At 70.1% G+C, this 21,959-nt stretch carries 19 protein-coding genes; 7 read left to right on the top strand and 12 right to left on the bottom strand.

The genetic code is table 11. From position 1 onward, the window contains the following. Positions 1-17: 17 nt before the first annotated feature. From ABZ420_RS14085 to ABZ420_RS14070, 4 genes are all read right to left on the bottom strand, one after another. The gene (locus ABZ420_RS14085; RefSeq protein ID WP_357121737.1) at positions 18-362 is read right to left on the bottom strand and encodes a VOC family protein; all 345 of its coding nucleotides are present in this window, start codon (positions 360-362) and stop codon (positions 18-20) included. Further along, complete coding sequence (locus tag ABZ420_RS14080; RefSeq protein ID WP_051175542.1) at positions 359-565, bottom strand: exodeoxyribonuclease VII small subunit; 207 nt, start codon at positions 563-565, stop codon at positions 359-361. The genes ABZ420_RS14085 and ABZ420_RS14080 overlap by 4 nt, the downstream gene beginning before the upstream one ends. A 71-nt stretch (positions 566-636) precedes the next feature. Next, positions 637-1,860 carry an exodeoxyribonuclease VII large subunit gene (gene xseA, locus ABZ420_RS14075; protein ID WP_062972638.1) on the bottom strand — a complete coding sequence of 408 codons (1,224 nt, stop codon included), beginning with the start codon at positions 1,858-1,860 and terminating at the stop codon, positions 637-639. 92 nt (positions 1,861-1,952) lie between these two features. Beyond that, the gene (locus ABZ420_RS14070; RefSeq protein ID WP_357121733.1) at positions 1,953-2,615 is read right to left on the bottom strand and encodes a lipid droplet-associated protein; all 663 of its coding nucleotides are present in this window, start codon (positions 2,613-2,615) and stop codon (positions 1,953-1,955) included. Positions 2,616-2,911: 296 nt separating this feature from the next. Here ABZ420_RS14070 and ABZ420_RS14065 point away from each other — a divergent pair, with 296 nt between their 5' ends. Beyond that, positions 2,912-3,922 (top strand): 4-hydroxy-3-methylbut-2-enyl diphosphate reductase, encoded by a 1,011-nt coding sequence (locus tag ABZ420_RS14065; protein ID WP_357121730.1) that lies wholly within the window; start codon positions 2,912-2,914, stop codon positions 3,920-3,922. A gap of 155 nt (positions 3,923-4,077) precedes the next feature. On the opposite strand, the gene ABZ420_RS14060 is transcribed toward ABZ420_RS14065, so the two are convergent. Together ABZ420_RS14060 and ABZ420_RS14055 are read right to left on the bottom strand one after the other, a co-directional pair. Then, complete coding sequence (locus tag ABZ420_RS14060) at positions 4,078-4,944, bottom strand: DUF6542 domain-containing protein (RefSeq protein WP_357121727.1); 867 nt, start codon at positions 4,942-4,944, stop codon at positions 4,078-4,080. 58 nt (positions 4,945-5,002) lie between these two features. Further along, on the bottom strand, positions 5,003-6,148 hold the full coding sequence (locus tag ABZ420_RS14055) for a DNA recombination protein RmuC (RefSeq protein WP_357121724.1): 1,146 nt from the start codon (positions 6,146-6,148) through the stop codon (positions 5,003-5,005). 295 nt (positions 6,149-6,443) lie between these two features. Here ABZ420_RS14055 and ABZ420_RS14050 point away from each other — a divergent pair, with 295 nt between their 5' ends. Both ABZ420_RS14050 and ABZ420_RS14045 read left to right on the top strand, forming a co-directional pair. Continuing rightward, positions 6,444-7,619, top strand: a complete 1,176-nt coding sequence (locus ABZ420_RS14050) for an exonuclease SbcCD subunit D (RefSeq protein WP_357121721.1) — start codon at positions 6,444-6,446, stop codon at positions 7,617-7,619. Between the two features lie 34 nt (positions 7,620-7,653). Next, the gene (locus ABZ420_RS14045; protein WP_357121718.1) at positions 7,654-10,944 is read left to right on the top strand and encodes an SMC family ATPase; all 3,291 of its coding nucleotides are present in this window, start codon (positions 7,654-7,656) and stop codon (positions 10,942-10,944) included. Between the two features lie 135 nt (positions 10,945-11,079). Here the strand turns inward: ABZ420_RS14045 and ABZ420_RS14040 are convergent, their stop codons facing one another. The 4 genes from ABZ420_RS14040 to ABZ420_RS14025 all read right to left on the bottom strand — a co-directional run bounded on the left by ABZ420_RS14040 (position 11,080) and on the right by ABZ420_RS14025 (position 15,919). Further along, positions 11,080-11,619: a methylated-DNA--[protein]-cysteine S-methyltransferase gene (locus ABZ420_RS14040; protein WP_357121715.1), complete on the bottom strand. Its 540-nt coding sequence runs from the start codon at positions 11,617-11,619 to the stop codon at positions 11,080-11,082. Then, entirely contained in the window at positions 11,616-13,241 is a 1,626-nt protein-coding gene (locus ABZ420_RS14035) for an Ada metal-binding domain-containing protein (RefSeq protein WP_357121712.1), read from the bottom strand. Before ABZ420_RS14035 ends, ABZ420_RS14040 begins: the two co-directional genes overlap by 4 nt. Before the next feature lie 162 nt (positions 13,242-13,403). Next, positions 13,404-13,598 carry a YbdD/YjiX family protein gene (locus tag ABZ420_RS14030; RefSeq protein WP_357122114.1) on the bottom strand — a complete coding sequence of 65 codons (195 nt, stop codon included), beginning with the start codon at positions 13,596-13,598 and terminating at the stop codon, positions 13,404-13,406. A gap of 62 nt (positions 13,599-13,660) precedes the next feature. Continuing rightward, positions 13,661-15,919, bottom strand: coding sequence for a carbon starvation CstA family protein (locus tag ABZ420_RS14025; protein WP_357121709.1), 2,259 nt, complete (start codon positions 15,917-15,919; stop codon positions 13,661-13,663). A 204-nt stretch (positions 15,920-16,123) separates the two neighbouring features. Here ABZ420_RS14025 and ABZ420_RS14020 point away from each other — a divergent pair, with 204 nt between their 5' ends. From ABZ420_RS14020 to ABZ420_RS14010, 3 genes are read left to right on the top strand one after another with little or no spacing between them, the layout of a single operon-like run. Continuing rightward, complete coding sequence (locus ABZ420_RS14020) at positions 16,124-17,437, top strand: sugar ABC transporter substrate-binding protein (RefSeq protein ID WP_357121706.1); 1,314 nt, start codon at positions 16,124-16,126, stop codon at positions 17,435-17,437. A 50-nt stretch (positions 17,438-17,487) separates the two neighbouring features. Then, positions 17,488-18,363: a sugar ABC transporter permease gene (locus tag ABZ420_RS14015; protein ID WP_357121703.1), complete on the top strand. Its 876-nt coding sequence runs from the start codon at positions 17,488-17,490 to the stop codon at positions 18,361-18,363. Between the two features lie 56 nt (positions 18,364-18,419). Then, the gene (locus ABZ420_RS14010; RefSeq protein WP_357122111.1) at positions 18,420-19,268 is read left to right on the top strand and encodes a carbohydrate ABC transporter permease; all 849 of its coding nucleotides are present in this window, start codon (positions 18,420-18,422) and stop codon (positions 19,266-19,268) included. A 91-nt stretch (positions 19,269-19,359) separates the two neighbouring features. Here the strand turns inward: ABZ420_RS14010 and ABZ420_RS14005 are convergent, their stop codons facing one another. Beyond that, a complete protein-coding gene (locus tag ABZ420_RS14005) occupies positions 19,360-19,776 on the bottom strand; it encodes a VOC family protein (RefSeq protein WP_357121700.1) in 417 nt (138 codons plus the stop codon). Between the two features lie 10 nt (positions 19,777-19,786). Beyond that, positions 19,787-20,623 (bottom strand): helix-turn-helix domain-containing protein, encoded by an 837-nt coding sequence (locus ABZ420_RS14000; protein ID WP_357121697.1) that lies wholly within the window; start codon positions 20,621-20,623, stop codon positions 19,787-19,789. Positions 20,624-20,972: 349 nt separating this feature from the next. Here ABZ420_RS14000 and ABZ420_RS13995 point away from each other — a divergent pair, with 349 nt between their 5' ends. After that, positions 20,973-21,896, top strand: coding sequence for a zinc-binding dehydrogenase (locus ABZ420_RS13995; RefSeq protein ID WP_357121694.1), 924 nt, complete (start codon positions 20,973-20,975; stop codon positions 21,894-21,896). Positions 21,897-21,959: the final 63 nt, after the last annotated feature.

Below are 21,959 nucleotides of genomic sequence, written 5' to 3'. Positions count from 1 at the left end.
GGTGCACGGGACCGTCGTCAGCGGTGGCTCACCACGTTGACGATGGTCCCGCTCGGGTCGCGGACGAAGAAGCGGCGCACGCCCCACGGCTCGTCGCACAGGGGGTAGACGATGTCGGCGCCCGCGGCGAGCACCTCGGCGTGTACGGCGTCGACGTCGTCGACCTCCACGCTCATGTCGGGCTGGAGTCGCTCGGCGTCGGGACCTACGAGCAGGACCTGGGCGGTCGGGTTGGACGGTGAGGCCATGGTCACGACCCAGCCCAGGTCCATCGCCTCCTGGAAGCCGAGCAGCCGGTAGAAATCACGGCTGGCGGCCAGATCGGAGGTGCGGATGTCGGGTGTGGCGCGGCGGATGGTCATTCCTGCCGCTCCAGGTCGGTACGGTGCAGCGCGTCCTCGACGCGCTTGCGCGCGCCCGCCAGGTGCTCTTCGCAGCGGGTGGCCAGCGCCTCGCCGCGTTCCCACAGGGCGAGGGATTCGTCCAGGTCGAGGCCGCCCTGTTCGAGGATCTTCACGACGTTGACGAGTTCGTCCCTGGCGCGTTCGTAACCGAAACCGGCGATCTCGGCCGCGTCGTCGGCCGGATCGGCTCCCGTCCCGTTCTTGCCCGTGGACTTGCCGGACTCGGCCAAGGTCAGTTCCTCCCTGTGTCGGTGTGCTTCGCGCCGAGCGCCTGGGCGCCGAGCGCGGCGGCCGTGACGGCCCCGTCGGCCACCCGGATGCGCAACTGGCTGCCCGCGGGCGCGTCCTCGATCGAGCGCACCACCTCCCGTTCCCGGCCGGTGACGCGCTGTACGACAGCGTAGCCACGGGCCAGCGTCGCGGCCGGGCCGACGGCGGTGAGTTTCTCGCGCAGGTGCCGGGTGGCCGTGGATTCGGTGCGGATCAGCTGTTCGGCCGAGCGGTGCGCGGCCGCGCGCAGGCGTTCGACCTCTTCCTGACGGCGATCGATCTCGCGCAGCGGGTCGGCCAGCACGGGCCGCGACCGCAGTTGGGCGAGCGCCCTGGTCTCCCGGTCCACCCAGCCGCGCAACGCGGCGGCGGTGCGTTCGCGCAGCTCACGGATGCAGGCCAGTTCGGCGGCGGCGTCGGGGACGATCCGCTTGGCGGCATCGGTCGGGGTGGCCGCGCGCAGATCGGCCACCAGGTCGCTGAGCGGGTTGTCCGGCTCGTGGCCGATCGCGCTCACGATCGGCGTGGTGGCGGCCACGATGGCGCGGCACAGCGCCTCGTCGGAGAACGGGAGCAGGTCTTCCACGCTGCCGCCGCCGCGCGCCAGCACGATCACCTCGACGGCGGGATGCCGGTCGAGTTCGGCCAGCGCCGTGAGCATCTGCGCGACCGCGGTGGGTCCTTGCACGGCTGTGTTGCGGATCTCGAAACGTACTGCGGGCCAACGGTTGCGGGCAACGCTCAGCACGTCGCGCTCCGCGGCGCTCGCGCGGCCGGTGATGAGGCCGATCGTCCCGGGCAGGAACGGTATCGGGCGCTTGAGCCGGGGATCGAACAGGCCCTCGGCGGCCAGCAGCGCCTTCAGCCGTTCGATGCGGGCCAGCAGCTCGCCGATGCCGACCGGCCGAATCTCCGCGACGCGCAACGAGATCGTGCCGCGCCCGGTGAAGAACGAGAGCTTGCCGTAGACGACCACCCGGCTGCCCTCTTGCAGGGGGATGGGGGAATTGCGGATGAGGTCCGGATCGCAGGTCACCGACAGCGACATGTCGGCGGACGGGTCCCGCAGCACCAGGAACGCGGTGCGGGTGCCCGGCCGGAGGTTCATCTGGGTGATCTGGCCCTCGACCCAGATGCTCCCGAGCCGGTCGATCCACTGGGCCACCTTCATGGAAACCGAACGCACCGGCCAGGGGTGTTCGGCGGAGTTGGCCGGTGCGGCGGGCCCGCCGGAGGTCCCCCGGCTTGCCGTCGGCGACGAAGGAGTCCGGGGTTCGGTCACTGGGCCTGCACAGTGGCGATCCGGTTCGTGAGCATGGTCACGAACGGTGCCCTGGCGCGGGTGCGCTGCTCGTACTCCAGCAGCGCGGTGAGGTCTTCGATCGTCAGCAGGCGCAGCCGGGCGCGCAGCTGGGCCAGGGTCATGTTGGCGTAGTCGTAGCGGACGGCGACCTCCGGTTCGGCGATCTCGGGCGCTTCCGCGGCAGGCTCGGGATCGGTTTCCGAGTTGCCCGGCTCCGGTTCCTCGGCCGGCTCCTCGGCGATCCTCGTCACCGAGGCGACATGGCCGTTGGTCGCTTCGGCGCGGGTGTCGTCCGCGGAGAAGGACTCGTTCGCGCGGAACGGTTCGGCATCGTCGGCGGTGAAGAGATCGAATCGACTGCCGCGATGCGCGGTGGGGCTCGGGTCGTCGGTGAGGTCCTCGTCGAAGGTGGCCCACTCCGGCTGCTCGACCGGGTGGTTGGACAGCCGGTCGAATACCGCGTCGCCCTTCAGGGCCAGGCTGGTGACGAACTGCTGGACGTGCATCGTCGTCTGCAGTACCTGACTGATGGCCGTGATCGGGAAATTCATTGCCGCCGTGGGTAGCCGGCGGGATTCCTCGAGGGCGTATACGGCGGCGCCGGCGGCGACGCGGGCCAGAAAGGGTGGTCGAAACATGGTCCTAGCCTGCCCGAAATGGTGTGCTATGCAAAGGAGGGGCGCGCCCGGTTCCGATATTCGCCGGTTACGGCGTGCGGCCGATCGGCGGGAATTGCGCGGCGCTGTGCTCATAATGCGGAGAATAAACGCAGGTCCCGGCGAAAGTGTCCGAGACATTCGCCGCGGCGGGTCGGCGACTCGGCCACGGCGGGCTCTCCGCCCCAGTTGGCGACCCGTACGCACCGGCTCCGGCGCGGATGTGACGGGCAACTCCCGGACGTGGCGTGGTCGCGGTCCGCACGTATCCTGTGGGCATGTCTTCGGCCATTCCCTTGAACGTCGGAATCGCGCGCTCGGCAGGCGTCGGAAACGCCCTTGCCGAGGGCGGAAAACGCGTGCTGCTCGCGGAACCACGCGGGTACTGCGCCGGCGTGGACCGCGCGGTCGAAACCGTGGAGAAGGCGCTGGACAAGCACGGCGCGCCGATCTACGTGCGCAAGGAGATCGTGCACAACCGCCACGTGGTGGAGACGCTGCGCGACCGCGGCGTGATCTTCGTGGACGAGACCGACCAGGTCCCCGAGGGCGCGGTCGTGGTGTTCTCCGCGCACGGCGTGTCGCCCGCGGTGCACGCTTCGGCCGCCGCGCGCAGTCTGCACACCATCGACGCCACCTGTCCGCTGGTCACCAAGGTGCACCAGGAGGCGAAGCGCTTCGCCCGCGACGACTACGACATCCTGCTGATCGGTCATGAGGGCCACGAGGAGGTCGAGGGCACCGCGGGTGAGGCGCCCGAGCACGTCCAATTGGTCGACGGGCCCGGCGCGGTGGACAACGTCAACGTGCGCGACGAGTCGAAGGTGATCTGGCTCTCGCAGACCACGTTGAGCGTGGACGAGACGATGGAGACGGTGCAGCGGCTGCGGGAGCGCTTTCCCGCGCTGCAGGACCCGCCGAGCGACGACATCTGCTACGCCACGCAGAACCGCCAGGTCGCGGTGAAGGCGATGGCGCCGGAATGCGACCTGGTGATCGTGGTCGGCTCGCGCAATTCGTCGAACTCGGTGCGCCTGGTGGAGGTGGCGCTCGGTGCGGGCGCCAAGGCCGCGTACCTGGTGGACTTCGCTCGCGAGGTCGACCCGGCTTGGCTCGACGGCGTTCGCACGATCGGCATCACCTCGGGGGCCTCGGTGCCCGAGATCCTGGTCCGCGGCGTGCTGGACATGCTGGCCGAGCACGGCTACGGCGAGGTTCAGCCGGTCACCACGGCCAACGAGACCCTCGTCTTCGCCCTTCCTCGCGAACTGCGCGACGCCCGGCGCTGACGCCGGGCCCTGCCCCACGGGGCCGGCTCCGGTCCGCGCGCCTCGGTTCTCGCGTGCTTGCGGGCTGAGCAACACCTCCGATACCGAGCCGCGTCGCGGTGAGGTCGCCACGTCCGCAGGCGCAGTAGCCGCGCCGCCGTGCCCGAGCGACCCGGCTACAGGTTCTCCGGCCTGCGCCGTTCCGGGCGGCCCGAATCACGTTCGCGATAACGCACATTGGGCTGGGGATGCGGGGGCATATCGCGGCGACGGCCCGCCCCGCGCGGTGGTTCTCCTTCGGGCCGCGGCACAGCCCCGGCCGGGCGGGTAGCGCCCCTGGCGGGCGCCCGTCCTTCCCGCGGGCGAGCGGGTGCGACGCGCGGTGGGGTATCGGCGACCTGCGCCGCTGGTCGACGGGCCGGCCGTGGGGTGGACTCGTCCGAGCCGTCCGCCTCGGGTTCGGCGGGTTCCGCCTTCGGACGGCGGGTTTTGCGGCGTGGCGAGTCTGCGAGTCCGCGGGACGGACGGCCGGGCTTGTTCTTCTTCGCAGGCGCCTTGCCCCAGCCCGTGCCGCGGCGGGTCGACGGCGGACGAGTGGACTCCTCTTCGCGGCGGTGCAGATAGATCCGCGCGCCACCGATCAGCAGGACGACCACCGTGGCGAGCATCATGGTCGGGAACCGGTTCACCAGCGGGATCGCCAGGTTCAGCAGGATGTCCTTCAGCGAGGTCGAGCCACGGCCGGTGAGCTGCTGATAGGCCAGCGGCACGGCGACGAACAGCAGCAGCGGCGGCAGCACCATCGTGCTGAACAAGCCGCGATAGCGGACGGCGGCGACCGCCGCCACACACCCGAGGATGTACAGCGCGGCGAACGTGCCGGTCAGCTCGTTATTGCCGCCGCCGGCATCGATCAGGAACCCCAGAAACGTGCAAGCAACCGCGATCAGGATCGCCGCGCCGACCGGGATCCCCGGCACCGACGGCAGGATCGAGCGTTGCGGCGCGGGCACCCGGGATCGCACACGTTCGGAAGCAGCCACGATATGCACACTAGTTGCCGCCGCTCGTGGCGGCGTGGCGGCACGGCCATACTCCTGGTTACTCGCCCGCGTCGGCGAAGCCCACCGCGCGGGGCCGGGAATCCACGCGCCCGATGGCGGGCACTTCCTGCTCGGCCATCTCCAGGTCGTGCAATTTGCGCGCGGTGACCATCACCCGCGACTCCACCGAGGCCACGGTGTAGTTGAAAGCCTCCACCGCCCTGCCGAGTTGCGTACCCAGCCGGTCCAGGTGCTTGCCCGTCATGCCCAGCCGGTGATACAGCTCACGGCCCAGCCGCTGCACGGTGGCCATGTCCCTGGACAGCGCCTCCTGCCGCCAGCCGAAGGCGATGGTGCGCAGCAACGCGATCAGGGTGGTCGGGGTAGCGAGGATCACGTCGCGACCGAACGCGTACTCCAGCAGCTCCGAGTCGGTGGTCAGGGCCGCGTCCAGGAACGGGTCGCCCGGCACGAACAAGACCACGAATTCCGGCGCGGGATCGAAAGCGGCCCAGTACGCCTTGTCCGACAGCTGATCGACATGCGCGCGCAGGTGCTTGGCGTGCCGTGTGAGCAGCTCGGCGCGCACGTCGGGGTCGTCGGTGCCGCAGGCGTCCAGGTAGGCGGCGAACGGCACCTTGGCGTCCACCACGATGTGCCTGCCGCCGGACAGGCGCACCACCAGGTCCGGTCGCACCGTGCGGTCGCCCTCGTCGCGACCGGTGCGGGTCACCTGGGTGCCGAAGTCGCAGTGCCTGGTCATCCCGGCCAGCTCTACCACCCGCTCCAGCTGGATCTCGCCCCATCGGCCCCGGACCTGGGGCGCGCGCAGCGCCGCGACCAGCTGCCCCGTCTGCCCGCTGAGCCGGTGCGAGGTCCGCTGCATGTTCGCGACCTGTTCGCGCAGGCCGGAATACGCGGCGAGCCGCTGCCGCTCCACCTGCTGGATGTGCTCGTTCAACGCCCCCACCGCCGCGCGCAGCGGTTCCACCATCGCGCCGACGGCGTGCGAATGCCTCCGCGCGGCATCCTCGTTGGCCGCGGTGAGCGACTGCCGTAGCAGCCGTTCGTTGTCGGCGGCGACCGCGAGCCGCGCTTCCGCCGCCGTGGCGCGCTGCCCGGCCCGTGCGGCGTGGCCCAGCCAGCCCAGGCCGAAACCGGCGGCGAACACCAGCGTCAGTGCGACGAGCATCGGTGCGGTCATAGCGCAGATAGTGCCGTAGGTCACCGACAAGATCGAGCACCCGGCAACTGTTCGGCATCGGGTCGGCACCCGGTTCTGCCAGCGTGTTCCGCGCCGTCCGCGAACCATCCCGATTCCGGCATCCGGAGTCGGGGTTCGGGAGGCCATGCGGTATGTGATGATTCGGCTCGGCGGGCCGACCGGTTCGAACACGTCCGTCCCCTCCGCTGGACACGCCGGACCCTCGCTGGGCAAACCCGGCGCGGCGGGCGGTGCGATTGAAGTCTGTCGGTGGGTTGCCCTACGGTTTCGCGGCATGCGGATGCTGCACACCTCGGACTGGCACATCGGGCGCACGTTCCATGGGGTCGATCTGCTTGCCGATCAGGCGCGTTCACTGGCCGCCATCGCGGAGCTGGTGGCCGAGGAGTCGGTCGACGTGGTGGTGCTACCGGGTGACGTGTACGACCGGTCGATTCCGAGCGCCGACGCGATCGCGGTGTGCAACCGCGGATTCGAGGCGATCCGGGCGGCGGGCGCCCAGATCGTCGCCACCTCGGGGAATCACGATTCGCCCGCCCGGCTGGGCGCCGGCGCGAGTTTCGCCGCGGCGGGCGGGCTGCATCTGCGTACCACCGTGGCCGACGCCGATCACCCCGTTCTGCTCGAGGACGCACACGGACCGGTGGCGTTCTACGGCATCCCGTACCTGGAGCCGGAGATCACCCGCGCCGAACTCGAAGTGCCGCAAGCGCGTTCGCATGCCGAGATCCTCGACGCGGCCATGGCCCTGGTGCGAGCCGACATCGCGCGACGGCCGGGGGTGCGGACGGTCGTGCTGGCGCACGCCTTCGTGGTCGGCGGGGAATCCACCGGGTCGGAGCGCTCGATTTCGGTCGGCGGGGTGGAGACGGTCCCGCTGGCCGCCTTCGACGGCATCGACTACGTGGCGCTCGGCCACCTGCATTCGCCGCAGACGCTCGCCGAGCAGGTCCGCTACTCCGGCTCGCCGCTGCCGTATTCGTTCGGCGAGAACGCGCATCGCAAAGCCGTCTGGATCATCGACCTGGACGCGTCCGGTCTGCACGCGGTGCGCCGCCGGGACCTGCCGACGGTACGGGGGCTGAGCAAACTGACCGGCACCCTGGACGAGCTGCTGAGCGGCGCGCAGCACAGCGTGGCCGAACAGCACTACGTATCCGCCGTGCTCACCGACGTCGCCCGCCCGGTCGACGCCATGCGCAAACTGCGCGAACGGTTCCCCTACGCCGTCCACGTCGAATGGGCGCGGCCCGAGGGGAACCGCGAGCTGCGCTACCGTGAGCGGGTGCACGGCCGCCGCGACATCGAAGTAGCCCGCAGCTTCCTCACCGACGTCCGCGGCGTACCCAGCTCGAGCGAGATGAGCTGGCTGGAGCGGGCGCTGTCCGCCGCCGTCGCGGAGCCGGAGCAGGTGGCCGCGGTGGCCGCCGCCGAGGAACTGACCGCATGAGCGTCCTGCCGGAGCCGGGCGTAGGCGCGGCGGGATGAGGCTGCACAAGCTCGAGATGACCGCCTTCGGCCCGTTCGCAGGCACCACGGTCGTCGACTTCGACGCGCTCGGCGCCGACGGGTTGTTCCTGCTGCACGGTCAGACCGGCGCGGGTAAGACCACGGTGCTGGACGCCATCGCGTTCGCGCTCTACGGCAGGGTCCCCGGCGCGCGCGGGGAGAGCAAGCGACTGCACTCCGATCACGCCCCGGAGCAGACACCACCGCAAGTGGTCTTGGAGGCGACCTTGGGTGGGCGCCGAGTTCGCCTGACCCGCAGCCCCGAGTTCCAGCGTGCGAAGCGCGACGGTACCGGCACCCGCACCATCAACCCGAAGGCGACGCTGACCTGGCTGGACGGCCGCGGGGAGAACCTGTCCCGGATACCGGATATCGGCGAGGAGGTGCTGCGCCTGCTCGGCATGAGCGCCGACCAGTTCTTCCAGGTGGTGCTGTTGCCGCAGGGCGATTTCGCGCGCTTCCTGCGCGCGGACAACGAAGATCGCGAGAAACTGCTCGAAAAGCTCTTCGACACCAAACGTTTCGGCGCCGCGGAGCAGTGGCTCGCCGACAAGCGTCGCGCCGCCGAAGCGGACCTGGACGCTCGCGCGGACGGCGTCAAGCGGCTGATCACACAAGTGGGTATGGCGGCCGGAGTAGCGGATTCGGTCGGTACGGCCGAGTGCGTCGGATGGTCGCAGGACCTGCTGGCCACGGCACGCGCCGATCTCGCCGCCGCCGTCGCGGAGGTACAACGCTGCCAGCAAGATTCGGCGCGCGTCCGGGAGCAGGCCGAACAGGCGCGTCGGCTGCGCGAGCTGCGTCGCCGCCTGAGCGTGGCGCGCGCCCAGCTGGACGACTATGCCGCGGGCACCGGCCGGCGGGCCGAGCTGCAAGCCGAACTCGACCTCGCTCGCCGGGCCGAGCCGGTCGCGGCCGCTATCGACGAAGCGCGTTCGGCGGTGCAAACCCAGCGCAGGCTCGACGGCGAAAAGCAGGCCGCGGCGCAGCGACTCGCGGCCAGGCTGCGGGAACCGGAGAGCGTCGAACTCGGTGGCGCCGAACTAGTCGATCCCGACGGCGAGCAGGTCCGCGACGATGCCGACATCGACGCGGCGATCCAGCGCTGGAGCGCGCAGATCGGCGCGCTGGACGAGGTGCGGACCGATGCCGCCACCGCAACCAGGCTCGATGGTGAACTCGCCACGCTGCGCACCGAGGACACGACGCTGGCCCGGCGCGTCACCGAACTCGCCACGCGACGTGACGAACTACCCGCCGCGCTCACCGCGGCCGAGGCTCGGCTGCGTGAGGCCACCGAAGCGGCCGCGGCCCTGCCTGGCATCACCGCGGAGACCGAGCGGCTACAGACCGCCGCCACGGCCGCGGTCGAGCTGGCGGCCCGCCGTACCGCGCTCGATCACGCCCGGATCGAGTTCGACGCCGCCCGCACCGCGCATCTCGACGCCAAGGAACGCGTACTGGATCTGCGCGAGCGCAGGCTCAGCGGGATGGCCGCCGAACTGGCGGGCGAATTGGTGGACGGGAGTCCGTGCGCGGTCTGCGGTTCGGCGGAGCATCCCGCACCCGCGCGGCCCACCGACGCCGCGGTGTCCAAGGACGAGGAGGAAGCCGCCGTGGCGGCCGAGCGCGCCGCGGAGGGCACCCGCGACCGCGCGCTGGCCCGCATCACCGGGCTCGAGCGAGAGATCGAAGCGCTCATCGCTCGCGGCGGCAATACCGACCGCGTCGAACTCGCCGCCGCCCTGCGCGCCGCGACCGACCGCTACGAGGACACCGCGGAACTGGCCGCGAACGCCGATGGCCTGGAAGCCGAACTCACCCGTTTGCGCGACGGCGAGGCCCGCCTGCACGAGGAATTGCGCGCATCCGAGGCTCGGCGCAGCGCGGTCGCCGCCACCATCGTCTCCGCCGAGGAGCGCTTGGCCGAACTCACCGAACGGCTGCGTACCGCGGCGGGCGCCGACCAGACCATCGACCGCCGTCGTGCGCGGCTCGCCGCCCTCGTCAGCGAGGCCACCGCCCTGCGCGACGCGCGCGCCGAAGCTGCGGCGGCGCGAGAGCAAGTGTCGATCATCGCCGACCGGGTCCACAACCTCGCGCGCGTCGCGGGTCTCGTGCCGGAGGGCGAGTTCGGTGGTCCGCTGCCCGTTCCTGGCGCATCGGCCGTCACCGCTGAGGCGGGTTCGTCCGGCGCTGGTTCGGCTCTGTCGCTGGACTTCGGCGGTGCGGTCGTTTCTGGCTCCGCTGGTTCGGCCGCGATCGACGAGGCGGGTTCGCTCGGCGCAAATTCGGCTCATCGCATCGGATCCGGTGCTGCGGCCACTCCCGGATCCGCTGGCCCGGATGACCCGGTGCGCCTCGCCGCCCCCGTCACCGCTCGCGACGATGTCGCGCTCTTGAGCGCCTACGCGAAGGTCGTGGCCGCCGCGTCCCGCAGCTCGCGGCAGCAGGCCGAGATCGACGCGGAACTCGTGGCCGCCGACCGTGCCCGTGCCGCGGCGGAAGCGGTGCTGGCGGAACCGGAGATCCGGGCGGCAGAGGAGCAGGAGCCCGGCGATCCGGCCGAGCTGGACGCGCTCGTGGCGGACGCGCAGAACGCGCTCAACGCGGCGGTGGCCACCCATGCCGAGGCGAGCAGGCGGGCCGGCCAGCTCGAAGACCTCGGCGGCCAGCTCTGGGCCGCCGTGGACCGGATCGCCCCGGCCCAGCGCGCGTTCGATGAACTGGACGGTCTCGCCGACGTGGTCGCCGGGCGCGGGGCGAACAACCGCCGCATGTCCCTGCACTCCTACGTCCTCGCCGCCCGTCTGGAAGAAGTCGCCCAAGCGGGATCGCTGCGGTTACGCAGGATGTCCGGCGGCCGCTACGAATTCGTCCACTCGGACAAGGCCGGTCCGCGTGGTCGCCGCGGCGGCCTCGGGCTCGACATCCGTGACGATTACACCGGCGCCATCCGCCCGGCCAAGACGCTCTCCGGCGGCGAAACCTTCATGGCCTCGCTGTCGCTGGCGCTCGGCCTGGCCGACACCGTCGCCGCCGAATCCGGTGGCCTCGTGCTGGACACCCTGTTCATCGACGAGGGTTTCGGCGGCCTGGACGCCGACACCCTGGACGCCGTGATGGGGGTGCTGGACGAGCTGCGCGCGGGTGGCCGCGTGGTCGGCGTGGTGAGCCACGTGGACGAGATGCGTCAACGCATCCCGAGCCGCCTGCACGTCCTGCGCGGCCGAGCGGGCTCCCACCTGCAAGCGACCATCGCCTGAGCGTGGGCCTCCGCTCCGGGAGGGACGAATGATCGCCTACAGCCGGTTTCCGGCCCCGAAAATGTGCCACTGGGTTCACGCGGCCAACGGGCGATCCATGGGTCTGCTCGCGCGAGTGCTGCGGGCGATGGACGCTCACCCCTCGTGGTCGAGCAGCCACCGTTTCACCGGTAATCCCCAGCGGAAGCCGCCGAGTGCGCCGCCGATGCGCAGGATGCGGTGGCAGGGCACGAAGAGGGCCGCGGCGTTGCGGGCGCACGCGTTGGCCGCGGCGCGCGTGGCGTCGGGACGGCCGGCGCGGGCGGCGAATTCGGTGTAGGTCAGTGGGCTGCCCGCCGGGACGGCGCGGAGTATCTCCCAAGCGTGAACGAGGAACTCCCCGGACTGCTGACGCACCGGAATCCGATCGATCGCGGTGACATCACCCTCGTGGTAGGCGGTGACGGCTCCGGTCACCTCGCCCAGCGAATCCCGCTGCCGTAACGAGCCGGGACGCAGGATGGGGTGGATCAGGCCGCGCAGGTTTTCCGCGTCGGATGTCCAGCCGGAGGCCAGGACCGCGCCGTCGGAGTCGACGAGCGTGGTGAACGCGCCGAGCGGGGTCTGCGTGACGGCGAAATCCGCTGTCGCGGTGGTGCCGCCGGCCTCGGCGCGGACGGTGATGCTGGTGGTCATGATTCGACACTGCCTTTCGTGGTGGCGAGCGCGGGGACATCGGATGGTGTGGCGCGGCTGGTCAGTGCCGCTTTCCACAGGTGCATGGACAAATACGACCGCCACGGAGCCCAGCGGGCGGTGTCCGTCAGATCGACGCCGAGCAGGGTCGCGCCGCGGCGGACGACCAGGTCGGTCCCGAGCAGGACGTCCGGATCGGCGAGCAAGCGCATGATCACGTAGTCGGCCGTCCACGGTCCGACGCCGTCCAGCGCGAGCAGGTCGCGGCGCAGGTCGGCCGCGGTGCGTCCCTGGTGCAGGGGCAGCTCGCCGGAAGCGAGTGCCTCGGCGGCCGCGATGATGGAACGGATGCGCCGCGCCGGCCCGGTCAAGACCTCGGCGCCACGCTCGGCGATGACTTCGGGTGCCGGGAACAGCAGCGGAATCGGCCCGTCCACCCGCTCACCGAGCGCTTCGACCAGCCGCGCGGTGTGCGTGGCGGCGGCCGACACCGAGATCTGCTGCCCGATCATGGTGCGCAGCAAGAGTTCGGCTCCGTCCACGCACCCGGGCACTCGAATACCCGGCGTGAATGACGGGCGCACCGCGTCGAGCGGCTCCGCCTCGGTCAGCGCCTCGGTCTCCGGCGGCGACCCCGCGTCCGGCAGGTACTCGGCGGCCTGCTCGGGCAGTTGTCCCGAGGAGGGCATGCGCGCCGCGGGACCGACACCGAGCGCGTCATCGATCCCGATCGGGTCGGCGTCCAGATCCAGCAGGTGCCGGAGCCTGGCCACCGTCGGCGCGAGATCGCGCATGTCGTGCAGGGACAATTCCGCTCGCACATGGTCGCGCTGGAAGCTCAGCCGCGCGGTGGCGTGCCCGTGTGGCGTGCGCAGGTTCCTGGTGTAGGCGCGGTTCTCCCACAATTCCATGCCCGGTACGACATGGGCGGACAGGAACCATTCCAGCCAGGCCCGGTCGAGCGGTTCCCGGTAGGGCAGCCGCAGGGTGAGCGATCCGCTGCCGGCCTGTGCCGGGCGCGCGGGGGCGCTGTTCTTCGCGCGCTGCGCTTCGAGCCGCATGGTGGTGGGGCTCACCGCGAACACCTCGCGCACCGTGTCGTTGAACTGGCGGATGGAGGCGAAGCCCGCCGCGAACGCGATGTCGGACATGGGCATGGCGGTGGTCTGGATCAGCAGCCGCGCGGTGTGTGCCCGGTGCGCGCGTGCCAGTGCCAGCGGCCCCGCGCCCAGTTCCGTGGTCAGCACCCGGGTGAGCTGCCGCTGGGAGTAGCCGAGGGTGGCGGCCAGCCCGGGCACTCCGGCGCGCTCGACCACGCCGTCACCGATCAGCCGCATCGCCCGGGCGGCCAGATCCGCCCGCGTGTTCCACAGCGGCGATCCGGGCGCCGCGTCCGGCAGGCAGCGGCGGCAGGCGCGGTAGCCCGCCTGCTGCGCCGCTGCGGCGGTCGGCAGGAACGACACGTTGGCCCGCTTCGGCGTGATCGCCGGACACGAAGGGCGGCAGTAGATTCCGGTGGTGCGTACCGCGGTGAAGAATTGCCCGTCGAATCGAGAGTCCCGGGTCGACACCGCCCGGTAGCAACGTTCGAAATCCAATGCCGTGATCGTCACGCCCACCACAATGGCAGCTGCGGCGGACCCGTGCTAGCGGGAATCGGCCACCACCGCCGGTGGTCGTCCCCACCTCGCACTACGGTCATGACATCGCACAGCCGTCGCCTGGTTCGCGGTTGTGGTGGCTACCAAACGGGGGTGTGGCGGCGCGTGCCGAAATTCTGCCGGTCAGCAGCAGCGATTGGCCGGATTGCGATCCGCCTCGGCATGCCGCTGCCGCCAGTACTCCCGCTCGGTCGGAATGGCGCATCCCGGGTGCCTGCGCCGCAGGTGCTCGACGTAGCGCTGGTAATCCTGCCCGCCCAGGATCGAGTCGAACCACCAAATGGCCGCCCGAACGCCGTCGCGGCAGGCGAGGGCCACCGCGCGCAACCGGGTGCCGACCGGTCGCCCGGACCGGTCGGCACCCTGGATGGCCGAGTCGCTCATTGCGCGTGGACGTGTGCCGCGCCGGGAGCGCGCACCTTTCCGGTCGCGATCAACTCGTCCCACTGCTTCTGCACTTCCTTCTCCGCCGCGGTGGCGACGAAACCGCTGGGCGCGAAGATCTTCGACGGTTCCTCCGGCGTCTCGGTGGTCTTCGTCTCGCCGGAGCGCCAGGCGCGGTAGGCGACCAACCCGCCGACCACCGCGACGATCAGCACCAGCACCGCGAACACGATCGACAACGTGCCCTGGATGAAGGTGTTGCGCACGATCGCGGTCATATCGTCCTGCGTCTTCGCCGTCAGGCACAACTTCCCGGCGTCCTGGGCGGCCTGGCAGATGCTGTGCTGCTTCCAGTAGCCGAGCTTCGGGTCGGCGGAGAAGATCTTCTGCCACGATGCCGTCATGGTCACCAGCAGGTCCCAGACCAGCGGAATAGCGGGCACCCATGCCCATTTCGCGAGGCCCTTCTTCACCACGATCACCAGTACCACGGTCAACGCGATGGCCGCGAGCAACTGGTTGGCGATGCCGAACAGCGGAAACAGCGTGTTGATGCCGCCCAACGGGTCGGTGACACCCATCAGCAGGATCGAACCCCATGCCGCGACCACGAGGGCGGAGCACAGCCACGCGCCCACCCGCCAGGACGGATCACGGAACTTCTTCGCCGCCCCGCCGAAGTTGCCCAGCGCGTCCGAGAGCATGAACCGCGCCACCCGGGTGCCCGCGTCGATCGTGGTGAGGATGAACAGCGCCTCGAACATGATCGCGAAGTGGTACCAGAACGACTTCATGCTCGCGCCGCCGAGGAACTGGTGGAACACCTCCGAGATGCCGACCGCCAGCGTCGGCGCGCCGCCCGTGCGCGAGATGATCGACGATTCGCCGACGTCGCTCGCCGCCTGGCTCAGTTCCGCCGGAGTGACCGCGGGACCGCTGAGCCCGAGGCTGTTGGTGTAGGCCGCGGCCTTCTCCGCGGTGCCGCCGGTGAGGCCGAGCGGCGCGTTCATCGCGAAGTACAGATGCTGGTCGATGATCGAGGCGGTGATGATGGCCATGACCGCGACGAACGACTCCATCAGCATGCCGCCGTAGCCGATCATCCGGGCGTGTGATTCCTTCTCCAGCAGCTTCGGCGTGGTGCCGGAGGAGACCAGCGCGTGGAACCCGCTCAGCGCGCCGCAGGCGATGGTGATGAACAGGAACGGGAACAGCGAGCCCGCGAAGGCAGGCCCGGTGCCGGTGGAGGCGAACGACGAGACCGCGGGCGCGTGCAGCACCGGCAGCGTGACGAGAATGCCCACCGCGAGCAGCCCGATGGTGCCGACCTTCATGAACGTCGACAGGTAGTCGCGCGGCGCGAGCAGCAGCCACACCGGAAGCACCGAGGCGACGAAGCCGTAGGCGATCAGCAGCCACGAGATGGTCACCGGCGAGAGCGTGAACCAGTCCGCGCCCCAGTCGGTTTCCGACACCCAGCCGCCGCTCACGATGGCCAGCAGCAGCAGCGCGAATCCGATCACGGAGACCTCGCCGACCTTGCCCGGCCGCAGGAACCGCAGGTACACGCCCATGAACAGCGCGATCGGAATGGTCATGCCGATCGAGAAGACGCCCCACGGGCTGTGCGCGAGCGCGTTGACGACCACCAGAGCGAGCACCGCCAGCAGGATCATCATGATCACCAGCACGCCGACGATGGCCGACCAGCCGCCGATCACCCCCAGCTCGTCCCTGGCCATCTGCCCGAGGCTGCGCCCGCGCCGCTTCATCGAGACCCACAGCACCAGGTAGTCCTGCACAGCGCCGGCCAGTACCACGCCGACCACGATCCAGATGGTCCCCGGCAGGTAGCCCATCTGCGCGGCCAGCACCGGCCCGACCAGCGGACCCGCGCCCGCGATGGCGGCGAAATGGTGCCCGTAGAGCACCCGCCGGTCCATCGGCATGTAGTCCTTGCCGTTCTCCAGGATCTCGGCGGGCGTGGCCAGGTCGTCACGCGGTTCGACGATCTTGCGTTCGATGAACCTGGCGTAGAACCGATACGCGATGATGTAGGTGGACACCGCCGCGATCACGATCCACACCGCGTTCACCGATTCGCCCCGCGAGATGGCGAGCACCGCCCAAGCTATGGCGCCGAGTACGGCGATCCCGGCGAAGATCAATTTCTTGGCGGGAGTGATCGGGGACTTGTCGACCACGCCGACAGGCGGCAGATCGGGATCGGTCCGCAGATATTCGATTGTCGCCATCGGCCCTACTCTCCTGTAAAACGCGCAGGATCTTGCTGAAACACGTGACAACGTATCCGATCGATGATCGCCGTCGTGCCGATTCCGGACGCCGGGCGGGCACCGTGAAATATTGTTCATGTGTCGGCCGTCACCAGGTGATTGCCGCACGTATGCTGCCATGCGGTTCGAGAAGCTCCACATCCGCCCTGGAGGAGGGCTGTGTTGCGTGCGAATCCCGTCGCCCGGGTCCGTCGCCGGACGCTGCTCGGGTCGGCGCTGGCCGCGCCGCTGCTGGCAGGCGGCGGCTGCGGTTCCGATGACGACGCGCTGACCTTCTTCTTCCAGGCCAGGCCGGAAGAGGCGCGGGTGCGGCTGAAGATCATCGACGAGTTCCGGAAATCGCACCCCGGCATCCGGATTCGCACCATCGTGTCGGGGCCGGATCCGTTGCAGCAGATGCTCACCTACTGCGCGGGCGGTAAGTGCCCGGACGTGCTGATGGCGTGGGAGCTGCTCTATTCCGGGCTGGCCGAGCGCGGCGTCCTGCTGGATCTGAACACGCTGCTGGATCGCGACCCCCGCTACGCAGCCCAGCTGAAAGCCGACAGCTACCCGGCGCTGTATGACACCTTCGCTTACGCGGGCGGGCAGTACGCCCTGCCCGAACAGTGGTCCGGCGTATTCCTGTACTACAACCGAACCCTGTTCGAGGAGGCCGGGATCACCCCGCCCGCACGCTGGCGGGACGCCTGGACGTTCGACGAGTTCCTGGCCGCAGCCACGGCGTTGACCAGGCGCGACTCGTCCGGACGGGCCCGGTGGGGTTTCGCCGACGCCTGGGTGCCGTACTTCTCGGCGGCCTGCTTCGGCATGAACAACGGCGCCGAATGGTTCTCGCCCTCGGTCGACCCGACCAGGACCAACCTCGGCGATCCGCGCTTCGCCGAAGGCTTCCAGTTCTACGCCGATCTCGCCGTACGCCACCGCGTGGCGCCGAAAGCCGCCGACACGCTCTCCGTTTCGGCGCCCGACCTGTTCCGGCGGGGCCGGGCGGCGATGGCACTGGGCGGGCACTGGCTGTACTCCGAATTCGCCGGGCACGACGATCTCGCGATCGACGTCACGGTGCTGCCGGTCGGCCCGCACGGCGGTCCCGGTGCCATCACCGACGTCGGCAGTACCGGCCTGGCCATCGCCGCGGACAGTCCGCGCGTCGAACAGGCTTGGGAGTTTGTGAAGTTCGCGACCGGGCCGGTGGGGCAGGCGATCATCGCCGCGTCCGGGCTGTTCGTTCCGGTGCTGAAATCGGCCATGAGTTCACCGGGTTTCGCCGCCGCGCACCGCGAGATCGGCAATCTCGAGGTGTTCACCGACGGCCCGGCCAGCTCCCGTCCGCTGCCGGTGACGCCCGCGTGGGGCAAGGTGTCCGCCCTGCTCGAACGCGGCTCCAACCGGGTGCTGCGCGGCGCCGCCACCGCCGCGTCCTTGGACGGGCGTTTCGCCGCCGACGTCGACGCGCTGCTGGAAACGCCGTGACCGGCGCGCGAAGGTCGCAAACATCGGGCAAAAGGGGTGTGGCCTCCCGGTTGGCGCGGCGTCGAGAACGGGCCGGGTGGGCATTCGTCGCGCCCAACGTGGCGGCCGTCGCGATTTTCTTGTTGTTCCCGTTGGGATTCTCGCTCTATCTGAGTTTTCATTCGTGGGACTTGTTCAGCCCCATGCGTTTTGTCGGTGTGGACAACTACCGGCGGCTGTTCGGTTCCGACCCGTTGTTTCTCATCGCATTGCGCAACACGGCGGTTTTCACCGTATCGACCTTGGTGCCGACGGTGGGCATCGGACTGGTCGTCGCCGCCGCACTGAATCGAAAGCTGGCCGGTATCGGCCTGTTTCGCACCATCGCGTTCCTGCCGTTGGTCGCCTCGGCGGTCGCCATGGCCGTGGTGTGGCGGTTCCTGTTCACCGACGACGGGCTGCTGAATCTGGCGCTGGGCGGGCTCGGCATCGGCGCGGTGCCGTGGCTGACCGACCCCGACTGGGCGCTGGTCTCGCTCAGCATCGTCACCGTGTGGAAGAGCGTGCCGTTCGCGACGGTCATCCTGCTCGCCGCCATGCAGGGCGTGCCGGAGACGCTCTACGAGGCCGCGAAGATCGACGGAGCCGGTGCGCTGCGGCGGTTCTTCGCGATCACGCTGCCGCTGATCCGAGGGCCGTTGTCGTTCGTCTTCATCATCACGATCATCAATTCGGTGCAGGCATTCGACCAGGCCTACGCGCTGACCGGTGGGAACGGGGGACCGGAGACGGGTACATACCTGTTGGGGATCATGCTGTTCCAGCACGCGTTCGGCTTCTACGAGGTCGGTTACGCCTCCGCGCTCGCCTGGGTGATCTTCGCGATGCTGTTCATGCTGACCCTGGTGCAGCTGCGGCTGGCCCGGCGTTCGGAGGTGGAACAGTGAACACCTACGAGGTGGTGCGGCGCGCGCTGCCGGTCCGGCGCGACCGCGCGAGCGTCGTGTTCGGCCGGGTCGACCGGGCGATCGTGCGGCGGCTGCTGCGCGGGACCGCGATATACGCGGTGCTGGTGGGTATCGCGTGGTGCGCGCTGCTGCCGATCCTGTGGGCGGTGTCGGGCTCGCTGAAGCGGGACGGTGAGATCGCCGACGCGGCCTTCCTTCCGCAGCGGCCGCAGTGGTCGAACTACGGAAAGGTCTTCGAACTGCTGCCGATGGGGCGGATGCTGCTCAACACCACGGTCTACGCGCTGTGTGTCACGGCGGGGCAGGTCTTCTTCTGCTCGCTGGCCGGTTACGCGTTCGCGCGCCTCCGTTTTCGCGGGCGGGACATGCTGTTCCTCGCCTACCTCGCGACGCTGATGGTGCCGCTGACCGTGACGGTGATCCCGCAGTTCCTGCTGATGCGGGCGTTCGGCTGGGTGGACACCCCGTGGGCGATGATCGTTCCCGGCCTGTTCGGCAGTGCGTTCGGCACCTATCTGATGCGGCAATTCTTCCGAACGCTGCCCGACGAACTGGAGGAGGCCGCCATCCTCGACGGCTGCAACACCTGGCAGGTCTACTGGCGGGTCCTGCTGCCGCACACCCGTCCGGCCCTGATGGTGCTCGCCGTGCTCACCTGGATCACCGTGTGGAACGACTTCCTCTGGCCGCTGGTCATGATCCAGCGCGAGGACGTCGCCACCGCGACACTGGGCCTGGTCCGGCTGCAAGGCCAGTACCACACCCAGTGGCCGATACTCATGGCCGCCGCGATCGTCATCCTGGTTCCGCTGCTGGTGATCTACGCGATCGCCCAGCGCGCGTTCATCCGCGGCATCGCGATGTCGGGGCTCGGCGGGCGTTGAGCAGGACCTCACCCGCCGACGGCGGAGCTGCCGCGGGGCCTCGGCAAGGCCCCGCGGTCAGGTAGCGGACGGGCGTCGTGGGCCGCGCCGATCAAGCGCCCCAATAGGTGCCGAAGCTCCACAGGTTGCCCTCCGGGTCGCGGACCGTGAAGCCGCGCGAGCCGTAGTCCTCGTCGCGCAGGTCACGGACCACTTCGGCGCCCGTGGCGGTCGCGCGGGCGAACAAGGCGTCGGGCTCCTCGCAGACCAGATAGACAGAGTCGGTGCCGGTCGGGCGGGTGCCGAACGGGCTGTCGTCCTTGCCGGCCGAGCCGAACATGATGCCGCCGCCCAGCGGCCAGCGCAGTTCCGCGTGCTCCACGATCGACGGGTCGTCCTCGCGGGTGTAGAGCGCGGCTTCCCGGAAGCCGAACGCCTCGACGAGGAAGGTGGCCATGGCGCGGGCATCGCGGAAGGTCAGCGCGGGCCAGACGGCGGTGCGGGTTCTGGTTTCTGTCGGATTCGTCATGGCTTTATCGTCATCCGGCGGACTCGTCGGCGGCTTGGACGGATGGAACCTCCTCGGCGAGCCAGACGGTCGGGCTCGTCCCGGCGAGGTCGGCGAAGTCGCGGTCCAGATGGGCCTGGTCGTAATAACCGCACGCGGCGGCCACCTGGGCGATGGTGATGTAGGACGGCGTCTGCGCGAGCATGCGGCGGGCTCGTTCGAAACGCGTGATCCGGGCCGCGAGCTTCGGGCTCAGACCGAACTCGCGATTGAACCGTCGCGTCAGATGCTGCCTGCTCCATCCGATCTCCTCGGCCAGCGGGCCGACCGCGATCGCGCCGCCGGAACCGACCACGGCGCGCCAGGCCCAGGTGAGTTCCGGACGCACCGCGCGGTCGGGATCGGCGAGCGCGCAGAGCACCCGATCGCAGACGGCGAAACGTTCCGGCCAGCTCGGCGCGGATTGCAACCGTTCCCACAGCTCCAGGCCGACAGGACCCACGACGTCGGACAATTCGACCGACGTGTCCCACAGCGCGGCCGCGGGCATGCCGAACAAGGTGCGGCAACCGAGTGGCGTGAGCGCCACGGCCACGCCCTCCTGGTGACCGTCGTGCGCGATGAGCGCCGTGCTCGCCTGTAGGCCGCTCAACACGCACCGGTAGTTCCGCGGAGACTGCCGCGGATCGGTCTGCTCGACGACGTCGATCGTCGGGCCGATCCCGACGATGAAAGTCATGTGCCGCGAAGGCAACCCACGATGGGTCGCCGCCGCGAACCCGGACATGCGATACCCGATATACCGGTCGATGAACGCGGCGAGCACGGGCGCCGGACGCGCCGTCACCACCTCCGTGGTCGGCTCCATACGGGACACGCTACGCCCGGGGACCGACATGCGGCCCGCTCGGTTTGCGACGTTGACGTGCGCGCGGATCGCCGTTTCGGCGGTGGCCGTGTCGAGCAGGCAGGTGGCCGAGTCGTCGCGGTGAGCTGTGGCACGCGGACGATCGCAGCGCGGGATGGTCGGCAGCGACTACGGACCACTGGCGCCGCCGTGACCGGGTGTCCTGCTGCCAGTGCTCGGTCCCTCGTACCGGGCAGCTCTCCATTGGTTCCGGGCGCTGGTGAGATGTACCACTACAGCGTGTAGTGGACTGTGATCACCCGTCGCGATCCGGCTACCGTTGCGCCTTCTAACGATTTCTGGAGGTGCGATGCGGCGGGTGCAGTACGAGCGCAGCGGTGGTCCCGAGGTGCTCGAGCTCGTCTCGGCCGAAGTGCCGACGCCCGGACCAGGGGAACTGCTGGTCCGTGTCGAGGCGGTCGGGGTGACCCTGCCGGTGGTGCGAAAGGTCCGTGAGCAGCGCGAACCTATCGCGTTGGGCGGTGAGGTCGCGGGCGAGGTGGTCGCGGTCGGCGAGGGCGTCGAGCGGTACGCGCCCGGCTACCGCGTGACCGGCCTGGTGTTCGGGCACGGTTACGCGGACTACGCGGTGCTGTCGGCGGCCATGGCGTCGCCGATTCCCGACGGAGCGTCGGCGGTGGACGCGGTCGCGCTGGTGCGCAGCGGCTTGGTGGCGCTCGGTGCGCTCCATGCCGCGTCTGCGCAGGAAGGCGAGTCCGCGTTGATCACCGCCGCCGCGAGCGGCGTCGGCCATCTCGCCGTCCAGCTCGCACGGGTGCGGGGCGCGGCGCGGGTGGTAGGCGCGGTATCGGATCTCGCGAAGGCCGATTTCGTCCAGAAGCTCGGAGCCGACGAAGTGGTCGAGTACGGCCGAGATACCTGGGGACCTCCCGCCGACTACGTGCTCGACGCGGTCGGCGGCGACCTCCTGACGCCCGCGCTCGCGGCCCTGGCCCCCGGCGGCCGCCTGGTCGCCTACAGCTCCGGCGGCGGCGCCATCCAGGCATACGACCTGCTCGTCGGCGCGAAATCCGTCATCGGCTTCCAAATGGCCCGCATCGCGCAGAAACAGCCCGACCTGTACGAGCACTGGCGCCAAGAGCTGTGGCAGTACTTCGCCTCCGGCCAGTTACGCCCCGCCGTGCACGCCGAATTCCCTCTCGAGGAAGCGTCCGCCGCCCACGCCGCCGTCGAGCATCGCGCCAACCTCGGCAAAGTGGTCCTCATCCCCTGACGCGGCTCCGCGAGCGGCACATGGCTGCGGCAAAGGTCGAGAAGACCTCGCCGCCATGTGCCG

This window comes from Nocardia sp. NPDC005745 (genome assembly GCF_040630775.1).
GTDB lineage: Bacteria > Actinomycetota > Actinomycetes > Mycobacteriales > Mycobacteriaceae > Nocardia.
Note: the sequence above shows the minus strand (reverse complement) of the source record. Positions and strands in the feature narration are given on the sequence as shown.

Coding starts and splice junctions, on each gene's coding strand:
- ABZ420_RS13995 (WP_357121694.1), top strand. CDS start 20,973: ATGCGGCGGGTGCAGTACGAGCGCAGCGGTGGTCCCGAGGTGCTCGAG.
- ABZ420_RS14040 (WP_357121715.1), bottom strand. CDS start 11,619: ATGACCACCAGCATCACCGTCCGCGCCGAGGCCGGCGGCACCACCGCG.
- ABZ420_RS14005 (WP_357121700.1), bottom strand. CDS start 19,776: ATGACGAATCCGACAGAAACCAGAACCCGCACCGCCGTCTGGCCCGCG.
- ABZ420_RS14025 (WP_357121709.1), bottom strand. CDS start 15,919: ATGGCGACAATCGAATATCTGCGGACCGATCCCGATCTGCCGCCTGTC.
- ABZ420_RS14000 (WP_357121697.1), bottom strand. CDS start 20,623: ATGGAGCCGACCACGGAGGTGGTGACGGCGCGTCCGGCGCCCGTGCTC.
- ABZ420_RS14050 (WP_357121721.1), top strand. CDS start 6,444: ATGCGGATGCTGCACACCTCGGACTGGCACATCGGGCGCACGTTCCAT.
- ABZ420_RS14055 (WP_357121724.1), bottom strand. CDS start 6,148: ATGACCGCACCGATGCTCGTCGCACTGACGCTGGTGTTCGCCGCCGGT.
- ABZ420_RS14085 (WP_357121737.1), bottom strand. CDS start 362: ATGACCATCCGCCGCGCCACACCCGACATCCGCACCTCCGATCTGGCC.
- ABZ420_RS14065 (WP_357121730.1), top strand. CDS start 2,912: ATGTCTTCGGCCATTCCCTTGAACGTCGGAATCGCGCGCTCGGCAGGC.
- ABZ420_RS14070 (WP_357121733.1), bottom strand. CDS start 2,615: ATGTTTCGACCACCCTTTCTGGCCCGCGTCGCCGCCGGCGCCGCCGTA.
- ABZ420_RS14045 (WP_357121718.1), top strand. CDS start 7,654: ATGAGGCTGCACAAGCTCGAGATGACCGCCTTCGGCCCGTTCGCAGGC.